Annotated in this window: 9 protein-coding genes and 3 pseudogenes; 9 read left to right on the forward strand and 3 right to left on the reverse strand. The window is 49.4% G+C overall.

What is annotated here, in order from left to right; genetic code table 11:
• Nucleotides 1-303: 303 nt before the first annotated feature.
• Complete coding sequence (locus OCY70_RS24895) at nucleotides 304-606, reverse strand: YolD-like family protein (protein ID WP_213431450.1); 303 nt, start codon at nucleotides 604-606, stop codon at nucleotides 304-306.
• Nucleotides 607-665: 59 nt separating this feature from the next.
• Between OCY70_RS24895 and OCY70_RS24900 the strand changes: the two are divergent.
• Nucleotides 666-746, forward strand: a pseudogene (locus OCY70_RS24900) (galactose oxidase); the annotation flags it as partial.
• A 550-nt stretch (nucleotides 747-1,296) separates the two neighbouring features.
• On the opposite strand, the pseudogene OCY70_RS24910 reads toward OCY70_RS24900, so the two are convergent.
• Nucleotides 1,297-2,727: pseudogene (locus OCY70_RS24910) on the reverse strand (IS5 family transposase); the annotation flags it as partial.
• A gap of 1,212 nt (nucleotides 2,728-3,939) precedes the next feature.
• On the opposite strand from OCY70_RS24910, the gene OCY70_RS24915 reads away from it, so the two are divergent.
• The 3 genes from OCY70_RS24915 (at nucleotide 3,940) to OCY70_RS24925 (ending at nucleotide 7,232) form a co-directional block, all read left to right on the forward strand.
• Nucleotides 3,940-4,659: a polymorphic toxin-type HINT domain-containing protein gene (locus OCY70_RS24915; RefSeq protein ID WP_249725659.1), complete on the forward strand. Its 720-nt coding sequence runs from the start codon at nucleotides 3,940-3,942 to the stop codon at nucleotides 4,657-4,659.
• Nucleotides 4,660-4,682: 23 nt separating this feature from the next.
• Nucleotides 4,683-5,528, forward strand: a complete 846-nt coding sequence (locus OCY70_RS24920) for a barstar family protein (RefSeq protein WP_261945285.1) — start codon at nucleotides 4,683-4,685, stop codon at nucleotides 5,526-5,528.
• A 186-nt stretch (nucleotides 5,529-5,714) separates the two neighbouring features.
• Nucleotides 5,715-7,232, forward strand: a complete 1,518-nt coding sequence (locus tag OCY70_RS24925) for an IS5 family transposase (protein ID WP_261945284.1) — start codon at nucleotides 5,715-5,717, stop codon at nucleotides 7,230-7,232.
• Between the two features lie 459 nt (nucleotides 7,233-7,691).
• Here the strand turns inward: OCY70_RS24925 and OCY70_RS36605 are convergent.
• A pseudogene (locus OCY70_RS36605) lies at nucleotides 7,692-7,963 on the reverse strand (transposase); the annotation flags it as partial.
• A gap of 324 nt (nucleotides 7,964-8,287) precedes the next feature.
• Between OCY70_RS36605 and OCY70_RS24930 the strand changes: the two are divergent.
• The 5 genes from OCY70_RS24930 (at nucleotide 8,288) to OCY70_RS24950 (ending at nucleotide 11,994) form a co-directional block, all read left to right on the forward strand.
• Nucleotides 8,288-8,887 (forward strand): hypothetical protein, encoded by a 600-nt coding sequence (locus OCY70_RS24930; protein WP_213431301.1) that lies wholly within the window; start codon nucleotides 8,288-8,290, stop codon nucleotides 8,885-8,887.
• Nucleotides 8,884-10,299: a contractile injection system protein, VgrG/Pvc8 family gene (locus OCY70_RS24935; protein ID WP_213431300.1), complete on the forward strand. Its 1,416-nt coding sequence runs from the start codon at nucleotides 8,884-8,886 to the stop codon at nucleotides 10,297-10,299. The genes OCY70_RS24930 and OCY70_RS24935 overlap by 4 nt, the downstream gene beginning before the upstream one ends.
• The gene (locus tag OCY70_RS24940) at nucleotides 10,296-10,940 is read left to right on the forward strand and encodes a hypothetical protein (protein ID WP_213431299.1); all 645 of its coding nucleotides are present in this window, start codon (nucleotides 10,296-10,298) and stop codon (nucleotides 10,938-10,940) included. The genes OCY70_RS24935 and OCY70_RS24940 overlap by 4 nt, the downstream gene beginning before the upstream one ends.
• A gap of 4 nt (nucleotides 10,941-10,944) precedes the next feature.
• Nucleotides 10,945-11,469, forward strand: a complete 525-nt coding sequence (locus OCY70_RS24945) for a hypothetical protein (protein WP_213431298.1) — start codon at nucleotides 10,945-10,947, stop codon at nucleotides 11,467-11,469.
• A 141-nt stretch (nucleotides 11,470-11,610) separates the two neighbouring features.
• Nucleotides 11,611-11,994 carry a DUF4280 domain-containing protein gene (locus OCY70_RS24950; protein ID WP_315973938.1) on the forward strand — a complete coding sequence of 128 codons (384 nt, stop codon included), beginning with the start codon at nucleotides 11,611-11,613 and terminating at the stop codon, nucleotides 11,992-11,994.
• The last annotated feature ends 44 nt before the right edge of the window (nucleotides 11,995-12,038 follow it).

The following is a 12,038-nucleotide window of genomic DNA, read 5'->3' on the forward strand; positions in this document are numbered from 1 at the left end:
AAATCGAATATGCCATCGCCCGGGGCCATCTTTTTCCGAATGCATCGTAAAAAGGTTCCCCCCCTTACGCAGGTGTGCTTTCCACCGATCCATTTACCTTTCATTGCGGCCATACACTGGCACAGGGATTCATCCTTCGTCTTTGTCGCAACCGGCCTTTCCGCGCGGCCTAATTCCTCGCTCCAGTCTCTCATCAACTCATCACCCCCAATATGTCCTCTACTCGTATCCAATCCCTTTCTCCATTTTCCGATCGGATCCAAACACGCTGGCCTAACATATCAATATCGACTACAGTCCCCCTCATGGCTCCTTTATCAAGCGGGTCATAAACATCAAGCCGCCCTCCATCATCGAACGTTGCAGGTGGCTATTGATGCCTTCCCACTCCTGTTCATCCAGTTGCGGCCGCTCGCGTCGATTTTGATTCTCCTGATGAGCGAGCAAAGCCTGCTTATGCTCTGTGGTAGCATCATACGGCTGGACTCCCCAATACCATTGCCAGCAAGTTTCTTGCTCACGCTGTTCTCCCCCTAACCGGCTGCCAGGACAAAATGCGATCGAGACGAAACGGCCGCCATGCCCCGGCTGAAAGACATGTCGCATACAGCACGCCGTCACGGATACGGCGGACGATGATGCGCCGCTGCGTAATGGCTCCGTAAGGTCCATTCAGCAGCCGCAAAGACTACGTGATATACGACAAGATCTTAACATTTGAAGTAAATGAGTACACAGTAAAATAAGTTGAATCAGAGCCGCGGGAATTACCTCCCTGGCTCTTTTGTTTTCTCACAATACTTACCACCTCCAGCACATAAGATCTATTGGTACAATTACCGGAGGTGATGATTATGTTTATACCTCCTATGCTGCTGGAGACTAGCGAAAGAGCCTTTACAGATGAAAGCTATATATTGGAGCCCAAGTTCGACGGGCACCGTGCGATCCTTTCGAGTATTGGCGAGGCCAGACCCACAGTTTGGAGAGGACAAAAATAACGTTTATTTGCAGCTAACCCTCCGAGCAGGGTTGAAAACGCTAAACGCGGGCCTGCGCGATCCGGTATTCGTGGATTTCATAATGTGAAAGAGCCGTGGGATTCCTTCCTCAACGGCTCTTCGGTGATCGCCGGAAAACCAGCCTGGCTACAGTATACCACCGTCCAGAGACGGCCCGCTGATAAGGAGGCAAGGAACCATAAAATAGGTATGCCCTAATTAGGGCTTGCTGAACATATTGCCTTTTAGGCCACAGAGGCTGACGGCACAGATTCAGCAGCAGTCTGAAAATCGGCAAAAAGAGAACGCGCAGCTTGCGTTCGAGATTCATAACAAGCAGTTGCAGGGCAATGACCGTTTCGCTTGTCTCTCGAAGGCGTGCTCGAATACGCCCCAGTCCGTAGGAGCGTTTGCCTTCTCCGAATTTTCCTTCGATTGCGTTACGCATTGAAGCATCCTGTCTGGCCTGGTTCCGATCGGGTTCCGCTTCTTTCTTCGGACGCCCTAAGTTTGGACCACTCAAACGGATTCCATGCTCCTTACAATAGCGAAGGTTCTCCCGATTTCGGTAGATTTGGTCGGCTAGAATGGCTTCCGGATAACACCCATATCGCTGGACGAACGACTCCACGGAAGCTTTCAGTGTCATGCTTTCGTTGAAGTTATCCCAGGACAGCTTCTCCATCCGAGCGTAACCGTCCACCAGACTGATCGCCAGCTTTGCTCCAAACTCGACGGGAGCATTCACTTTCCCGCGGACAATCGGCCGTACATGCGGTTGGGAAAGACTGACGATTCGATCTTCCACCGAGTGTGTCCGTTTGTCGTACATCTCTTGCTGTTGACGATACAGCTCGGAAATGACGAGCAATTGCCGATACTGCTGCGAACCCAGTTGATTCAAGCTGCTTTTCGCTGCCAGCATTTCGATGATGCCAAGATTACGCGAAACATAACGAAGCTGTTTGCCAACCGCTTTCCGGATGGCTTTGGCACCCGTTCGCCGTTTCTTGGCGATCTCGAGGTAGCGTTTGCGGGCGGTTTGACGATACGTTCTCGGTTTCTTGGCCTTCCCGACGAAAGGCTCGTGCAGAACATCGATGATCGCTTCGAGTTTTTCCCGCGCCTCGTTCAATAATTTCAAATCGGTCGGATACGAGATGTCGGCCGGTGCGCAGGTCGCGTCGAGCATCAAGGTGCCTTTGTTGCATGGTTTCTCTTTGCTTTTGCCGTCTTCATTAACGGATGTTCCATCAGAGCCATGGCCGCTGCCTGGAGGATCTTGAGGATCGCTCTTGTTTTGTTCCTGCTTCTTTCGCTCTGCGTCCTCTTCCAAAATCCAATCGTTGATTCGTTCAATGACATCCGCACCCAATCGCTTGCGGAAATGGGTCAACAGCGAGTGATGGAACGGAGGCTTATCTTGGAACGCCGGCAGCCCAAGGAAGTACTGGTAGTACGGATTTTCGGCGATCTGCTGGACCGTCTCTCGATCATCGAGCTGCATACGTTCCTGAATGTACAGCGCTCCCAAAGCCATACGAACAGACAAAGGGATCTGACCGCGCATTGATTTCTTGAACGACTTCGCGTAGAATTCTTCTGCCCGCCACCACGGGATGATAGCGGCCAGTTGAACCCAACGGTTCTCCTTATTTAATTTACCGCCAAACGGCAAGTAGAAATCTTCGAACAACTGAAGCTGGCTTTCGGTTCTACGATACATGTCGGCTCACTCCACGTGCACGATTTTTTGCAAGAAATTCGCATTTTCCTTGCATTTTATTTCGAGTTAGAGTCCAGAAATCCTTGTAAAACCTTTGAAAAATGATTGTTCAGCAAGCCCTAATTAACTGGTCGTGATACCGGCAGTGCGATTCTTAGAATCCCGCCCTAGCCCCGGCCAGCTTCGTCACCAGAAAACTCGCCGGCAATGCCGCGACATTTCCGCTGTCTTCCCTGGAAGTGAACGCTGCCTCATCCGTTGCGATAACCGCCCCTACAGAAATTCCGTACTCAAGGCCGGGGCTTTTCCGGCCCCATAACTTTCATGTTAGTTTCCCTACAGCTATAGTACAAGCATTTAAAGCACTCTCTCATATTATAATATTAAGAAAGGAGGTGGCTTGAATGAGTCATCGTAGAGCAATAACTGTTATTCTTCGCCGAGGTCAAAAAGTATTGATTGAGTGCAGACGCCGTAGAAGACGCTAATTACTCATTTTATGAAGCGTCGAACCTCGCTCCACTCCGTGTCTACCAGTAAGGAAAAAGCCTCGGAATAATCCCGGGGCTTTTTCCGTATATGTTTGTTGCAGTAAAAAAAGGCGCCCGCCAGTACAATGCCAGCAGAGCTCCTTTTCACCGGTTCCTCCGGATTTGACTCCAGTATACACCATTTATTTAGTGGGGTACATCTTAAAGGTCTCGAAGAAGTTTAAACCTTACCTTATTCTTTGTTGAACTAATATCATGCAAAAAAATCATATTTTTTTGTTTTACATAATAAAACCACTACAAAAACTGGGTTAACATGCCGATATATTTAGTGTAAGGAACATTACAGTTTCTTTCATTACATCAAGGAGGTGACTAATATGTCTATTTTTATTGCTGTTTTGCAATTTATAGGTGATTCCATCCCTAAGCTGGTTGAACTGCTTCAACAATTTGCGTAACACCTAGCGTAGCACCTAGGCCCATGAATCGGATTAAACCCAGCCTGATTCATGGGCTTTCCTTATACAACTGTCAGGAACAGCGCGATAATTCTTTTTTCAGTTGAAGCAGTTCAACCCGTACCGACTAACCGATACATTTTCAATATAATCTATTTCCCCATCTGATTCAAGTTGCGCTCCTCCTTCACCACCACAAGTGATTAGCCCACTATACAAACCCATCATTTCGGAGTTCATTACAAATCTTTAAAGTAATTTTGGTTCTGACAAAGGATGAACGAACAGGGAAAACAGGATATAATACGGTTGTTGAATTGTTCAAAAGACAGGCAGACGAGACATACCAAATTACAGCCAAAGGAATAACGATAACGACAACGGAAGAGCATCCCTTCTGGGTTCCAGGCCGAGGCTGGATAGAGGCAAGGCACCTTAAGGCAGGCGACCTGCTTCAAAATCCAGAAGGCAAGCCGTATCCGATCGACCGGATCGAGATTAAGAAAAACAGCACGACCGTGTATAACTTCCGTGTCGAAGGAGTACATAATTATTTTGTAACAGAGTTGGAAATTTGGACGCATAATTGCGGAGCCGGGGGAATGAGAAATATCCCGATGAGGGCTCCTTCAGGAGGAGGATCTAGCCAGGCCTCTAAGGGGACGGGGAGTACTTATAGACTCTCGGATAACCATAATATCCCTAAGAAAATAACAAATGAATACGATAATATTCAACTCGGAAAAGGGACTCCTAGAATAGATAAAGATGGGAATCAAAAGATATTCAGTGCAAACGAGTTAAAAAATAAAACCGGACAAAAGAACGTGTGGGAAGGTTCTAAGGAATGGGATGTTCCCGGATCAAAACATAGAATTTTAGAACAACCTAACGGTAAGTTAGGATATGTGACCAATCATGATTATAGCAAACCAAAGCTATTCCCCTCTCCTTGGTTTCCAGATGGAGGAGTTAAATAATAGATACTGAGGAGGAGTGTAAATTGGACTTTAAGTTCTCACTTCTAGATGATGATAGTGAATTAATAATTGGATATTGTAACGATATCGCAGGACTAGATGGTTCTGGGCATATAAATGAGAGTTCACAACATCAAATTTTATTAAAACAATTTATTTTTTGTAATGAGTTTAAAGAATATATTGTACGAAGAAAAGAGTCTTTTTGCAGGCTGGTGTATATATGCATAATTGATAAAAATAAGGATATTTTCACAAACTGCTCTTTTGCAATCGATGACAATATATACTATCACAAGGCGGGCTTTCCTAGCTCGCCAACTGATCTTCGTTTGATTGGGTCATTAGAAAGTATTGTGTCAAATGATGAACTTGGAATCTGGGAGTTGTGGCGAAACTCCCCTCCATCTAAAACTAATGAATGGGCAAAACTGAATGAAAATGGGAGGAGAGCCTGGTTAAAAGTTGTGACCAAGTATAACCTAAATAAGGTGGTTTTAGATAGCAAAGAAACAAACGATAAGACATTTTATTTAGATGGTACACATATTCGTGACTATGCTTCATTTTTTTGTGCTTTGGGAGAATCCATTAATGGTCCAGGGGGGTATTTTGGTTTTGATTTTAGTTCTTTAATTGATTGTTTACATGGTGGTTATGGTGCAGTATCGCCATTTACTCTAATATGGACAAATTACAAAGTAGCAGAACAGTGTTTGGATGTTCAGGCTTGGCAAAAAGAAATCAATTATAGAAGCAATGAATATGGAGAAGAGCCTTTTTTTGAAGAACAAGGGGACAGGCCGTTATTTCAAGCCCTTGTTGAAAATTTAAAAAATGAAGGCATTAATATTATATTTGAACAATAATATGTGAAATTGATTGTTGCTTGCTCCCAGTTTCATGCAGGATAATATCTATAAAATCTGTAATTAGGGCTTGCTGAACAATCATTTTTCAAAGGTTTTACAAGGATTTCTGGACTCTAACTCGAAATAAAATGCAAGGAGAATGCGAATTTCTTGCAAAAAATCGTGCACGTGGAGTGAGCCGACATGTATCGTAGAACCGAAAGCCAGCTTCAGTTGTTCGAAGATTTCTACTTGCCGTTTGGCGGTAAATTAAATAAGGAGAACCGTTGGGTGCAACTGGCCGCTATCATCCCGTGGTGGCGGGCAGAAGAACTCTACGCGAAGTCGTTCAAGAAATCAATGCGCGGTCAGATCCCTTTGTCTGTTCGTATGGCTTTGGGAGCGCTGTACATTCAGGAACGTATGCAGCTCGATGATCGAGAGACGGTCCAGCAGATCGCCGAAAATCCGTACTACCAGTACTTCCTTGGGCTGCCGGCGTTCCAAGATAAGCCTCCGTTCCATCACTCGCTGTTGACCCATTTCCGCAAGCGATTGGGTGCGGATGTCATTGAACGAATCAACGATTGGATTTTGGAAGAGGACGCAGAGCGAAAGAAGCAGGAACAAAACAAGAGCGATCCTCAAGATCCTCCAGGCAGCGGCCATGGCTCTGATGGAACATCCGTTAATGAAGACGGCAAAAGCAAAGAGAAACCATGCAACAAAGGCACCTTGATGCTCGACGCGACCTGCGCACCGGCCGACATCTCGTATCCGACCGATTTGAAATTATTGAACGAGGCGCGGGAAAAACTCGAAGCGATCATCGATGTTCTGCACGAGCCTTTCGTCGGGAAGGCCAAGAAACCGAGAACGTATCGTCAAACCGCCCGCAAATGCTACCTCGAGATCGCCAAGAAACGGCGAACGGGTGCCAAATCCATCCGGAAAGCGGTTGGCAAACAGCTTCGTTATGTTTCGCGTAATCTTGGCATCATCGAAATGCTGGCAGCGAAAAGCAGCTTGAATCAACTGGGTTCGCAGCAGTATCGGCAATTGCTCGTCATTTCCGAGCTGTATCGTCAACAGCAAGAGATGTACGACAAACGGACACACTCGGTGGAAGATCGAATCGTCAGTCTTTCCCAACCGCATGTACGGCCGATTGTCCGCGGGAAAGTGAATGCTCCCGTCGAGTTTGGGGCAAAGCTGGCGATCAGTCTGGTGGACGGTTACGCTCGAATGGAGAAGCTGTCCTGGGATAACTTCAACGAAAGCATGACACTGAAAGCTTCCGTGGAGTCGTTCGTCCAGCGATATGGATGTTATCCGGAAGCCATTCTAGCCGACCAAATCTACCGAAACCGGGAGAACCTTCGCTATTGTAAGGAGCACGGCATCCGTCTGAGTGGTCCAAACTTAGGACGTCCGAAGAAAGAAGCGGAACCAGAACGGAACCAGGCCAGACAGGATGCTTCAACGCGTAACGCGATCGAAGGAAAATTCGGAGAAGGCAAACGCTCCTACGGACTGGGGCGTATTCGAGCACGCCTTCGAGAGACAAGCGAAACGGTCATTGCTCTGCAACTGCTTGTTATGAATCTCGAACGCAAGCTGCGCGTTCTCTTTTTGCCGATTTTCAGACTGCTGCTGAATCTGTGCCGTCAGCCTCTGTGGCCTAAAAGGCAATATGTTCAGCAAGCCCTAATTATCTTTTAACCTTGATTGGCTTCATACCTTTCAAGGTTTTCGCGCTAAGTAAAAAGCCGAAGGAATGATCCCACGGCTCCGGCTCTGATCGTGTAACAGGCAGCAAGCTCAGCCCAATCTCTTTTTTCCCATGCTTCAATATCCAAGCTGCCACCACGGCCACCTGAGCCCGCGTAATCGGCTTATTCGGCGCGAAACCGCTATTACGTCACCCATGAGTCCTGCGTCAATCACTCTTCGGATCGAGAACCTTATCGGCACCGCAGCTCAAGACGTTGTACAGCCCGTGATTTCAATTATAATACGCTTGTAATCTAATGAGTCTATTGCGAGGAAAGACGTTCATTCCGGTCCCCATTTTGTCCCCCCGTCCCCAGTCTGCATAACACATAAAGTAAAGCCCCGGTATAATGCCGGGGGGGCAAGTACAAAATTGTGTGTAAATTCCCTCAAGTAAAACTCGCTCCTCTACCTTAATCGCACACTTTTGGATGGGGTTTTTACGTTCGTTTCTCGCCACTCCAAATCATCCGTCATATCCAGATACTTTCGGCCATTGCTCCATTTTTCATCTATCTCCATTAGCAAGGCTCCAAGTAATCGTTAGGCAGAATCGCTGCGTGGAAAGTTACGAATCACACCGCACGACCCCGTACTTCCTTGTTTACACGCTCTGTCGTACGACAGACACTTACGGTACTTCTCTGGAAAGACATTGCTGCCGTAGCATCGTCGAAACCTTATTCCGATAAGCATCGCTCACAAGTGGAGGCTTCCCGCTTCCGCCTCTCCCCCGGCATCGCCCCCTTGCTTCCCGAATGTAGAGCGGAATCACCTGTTCACGGCTTCCTTCCCGGACATTGAGACGGCTGAAATAAGGTTCTCACAACATTGGGCGGAAACATCTGGTTGTATTTCGACGAATTTCGCTATCAAATACCTATAATTCGGTGCGATAGACCTATGTGGAAGACTCATTGACGCTGGTTGGTCATTTTTTTATGATGTAGACAAAAAACGGGATCTTCGGACTATTTTATCTGAGGGAAGGGATGGTGAGTGGAATGGAATTTATGGATGAGAAAATTCAAGCGCTGCTGAACGAAGCGGAGAAAGCGAAGGAGCCGCACGACATTCGTACAGGACCGGTCCGTGTTGGAAAGCGCTACTACGCGTTCGAGGAGCAACCGTTCTTCGACGGCAAGCTGACGATGTATGTCCCGCAGGATTTTACGGACATGCCGGAGCAAGTGCGGAAAGTGAAATACCCTTATGAAGCACGCCCGCCGATCGTGAAATCCGACGAGACCGGCAGTATCGCGTTCACTTTGAACCGGATCGACCACGACCTGCAAGAGGAATGGGTCGAGGAATTAACGAACGGTATGAGAGCCGGCATCCGGCGGACGAACCCGGCGCATCTGTTCTTTTCTGACGGGACGGAAGAGGCGAACGGCAATAAGGTTGGGTATTTCGAATTCAAGAGCTCCGCGTTGGACGGGTTTATGTATCAGCTTTTCTTCTTCTTCGTGTTCCACGGCAAAACTGGGATGGGGACCTTTAGCTGCCGCTATGCAGATTATGACCAGTGGAGGGACATCGCGTTCCAAGTCATGCGGACCGTACACGTGCTGCCGCTGGATGACGGAGAGGAGCAAGAATGAGCCGGAAGCAGACGGTTTATACAAGTGCCAACGTTGTCGTTGCCCCTTACCAATTTGAACGGCTGCTCGAATTGAGGCTGATCAAGCAACTGAACGAGCATGTCAAGTTGTCCGTAAGCGGGATTGTACCGGAAGAGAGGCTCGATCAATACGTCGACGAGGCAGACGATCACACGCAGTTGGAAGTTTACGTACAAGAAGGCGAACGACAAATCGTCTTGTTTCAAGGCGTCGTTACCACAATGGCCGTGCAGGCGAACCGCAACGTGCGCACGTTAACGATTGAGGCCACAAGCGCCACCATCTTGATGGATCTTCGGAAAAAGAACCGTTCTTATCAAAACGCCGGTGTGGCTTACCGCGATTTGTTCGCGCAACTGACCAAGGCGTATGCGAACGGGGATGTCATCGATGGGGCTTCCGGGGGCCAAAGCATCGGAGAGTTTATCGTGCAGTATCAGGAAACCGACTGGCAGTTCGCCAAGCGGCTCGCTTCCCATTTTCACGCTCCGCTCACGCCGATAGGCGCGCATAAGGGGCCGCACTATTATGTCGGGCTTCCCGATGTGGGCGAGCCGCTCAAGCTGGACGAATATAATTATACGATTCGCAAGAATTTGAAGGACACCAAGCAACATGCCGCGAACGGCCTGTCGGGAGCGGACGGTGAGAGCGGTATCTGTTATGAAGTGACAAGCCATAAGCTGATTGAACTCGGCTTCCCTGTCGCGTTTCGGCAACGGACGCTTTATGTGGCGCGAGCGGAGACGATCCTCGAAGGCGGCATTCTTGTCAGCCATTATGAGCTGCGGGAAAAGGAAGGCGTAAGCTGCCTCACAACCTATGCCCATGCCTTATCAGGGGCTTCGCTGTTCGGCAAGGTGCTGGACGTGTCCAAGGACCAAGTGAAGGTAAGCCTGCATATCGACAGCGGACATGATGCCGGGGCCATGTGGTTTCCCTACTCGACCGTCTATTCTTCCCCGGACGGAAGCGGCTGGTATTGCATGCCGGAAGCCGGTGATGAGGTTCGGCTCTATTTTCCCGATGAGAGGGAGCCTAACGCATTTGCCGCCAGCTCGGTCGACTTGGCCTCCTCCGACCCGGTGAAGCGCAGCGATCCGGCGGTCAAAAGCATCAGCACCAAATACGGCAAGCAAGTTGTATTCCAACCGGGGGCGATTGAGATTATCGGCAACGGCAATCTGCTGATGCGCCTGACGGATGACGGCGGCATTGAGATTAACAGTGACAAAAAAATCGTGCTGTCCGCCGAGGATGACATCGAAATTACCGGAGGAGCGCGCATCTTGCTGCAGGGCGAAGCCGGGATCGACTTGAAGCAAGCGGACGCGAATCTGAACATTGCCGAACACGTGACGTTAAGCGGCGGGAAGGTCAATATCGAATGATCCGGGTGATGAGTAAAGAGGAAGCGCTGCAAGACTTGCTGGAGCGGTATGTGTTCGACCGCTGGCAGTTCGATCTCCCGGAGATCGACGAACGATACCGGCAGGAGAAGGAGCAGATCGAACGCCGTTTTTTGGCGGCCTTCGAAGCGGTATGCAAGCAAGCCGCCAAGCTGCAGGCAGAGGGGCGCAAGGGGAGCATTCGTTACGTGTATATCTCCTTTTTGCGGACAAGCATCATGGCGAACACGGCTCTTTATCGGATCGACGCCTACGACGATAATTGGTTTCTCGATGTGGAGGAATGCGCATCTTCCTGGTCTGCTGATTTTATTTTCGCCCCGCTGTTCCGTCGGATGGGGGAGTTGGAGGAGAAGCGAAAAGCGTATGCGAGAAAGATCACCCGGATGGATATCGAGAAGATCAAGCTGATCGAAGCCTACAAGTACCACCTGTTGACGGTGGAATGGCTAAGAGGCTTCATACCGTCGCTCATCGATAGCGAGACTTATCGCCGGATGGACAAGTCTGCGAACCTGCAATTATTCATTGGCGAATACAAGGATCAATGTGAGCTACTGTATGAAACCGGCGGAGGGGACGACGGGAGAGCCGTAGAAGCGACAAACGATGGGGCGGTATAGGAACATGGACTATTTCTGGTTGAAGCAGGATGAGCGTCATACGGACGTGCCGGTGCTGGAGCAGGTGCGAAGCAAAATCGATCGCAGAGACATCCGATGGCGGAGCGCGCACAAGATTCCGGACCCGATCGTTTTCTATGTGACGGCGGGGCCGGAGAGCGAGTTCCTCGATGTGATGGAGCGGCAGCTTTATCTCGTGTCCGAGGAACTGAAACGACTCCTTGCGATATATGAGCCGGATGCGTGGTTTATATTTACGCCGCTGCTCGACCTGAAAGGGCAGCGGCAGAAACGCTATTTCCTTCCGATCTTTCCGGAGGACATGGTGCTCAGTCCGAGCAGCGAATGGTCTCCCGACAGGCACTTCGTCAAAAAGCCGGTGTTAGCGGAAGAGAAGCTAAAGGGCAAAAAGATCGTCCGCGTCCAGGAGAGCGATTCGCCCCTTGTAGCGGTTCGTCTGGACGTGGCGGAGAGCATCTTGCGCCGGAATTTCACAGGGGTGCGGCTGGAGAAAGCGATTGTGGAATAAGACGGGGCAGCGGATGGCCGAAAAAACGAGTACAAGACAGAAGCACGCAGAGGGTGGGAGATGAGTGCCTGTCCTGTTCCATCGGTGTGCGAAATGATGCAAGCAGGCAGAAGCAATAGACAGGGGGGATTCATATTGAGTATGGAGATGACGACGCCGGAAGGGGCCGGGACTCCGCCGAGGTATATAGTCAGAGGAGCGCGCATGCAATGCGCCTGCGGCAGCAACCCGCGGCGGATCAATCTGCCCAGGAGCCATGGGTCGTTTGTAAACGGCAAGCCGATGATGAATGAGACGGATTGCAAGCCGCATGAGAATATCCCGCATTTTGGAGCCTGTCAGGGAGAACGTAATCCAAGCGGTGAAACCGTGTATTTTATTGCGGAGAATGGAGAAACGATCGCGGGCAAGCCATGTATGCCTGAATTTTTGGAGACATGGGTCTACACGAAGGAGAATACGAAGGTGGAAGGTCAGCCGGCGCTGACGACCGATCTTTGCTCGTGTGCAACTGGGGCGGCGTGATTTATTTCCTGACCGACGGGCAGCACGACGAGTAATCCAAGCGG

It is taken from the genome of Paenibacillus melissococcoides (assembly GCA_944800085.1).
Classification (GTDB): domain Bacteria; phylum Bacillota; class Bacilli; order Paenibacillales; family Paenibacillaceae; genus Paenibacillus_B; species Paenibacillus_B melissococcoides.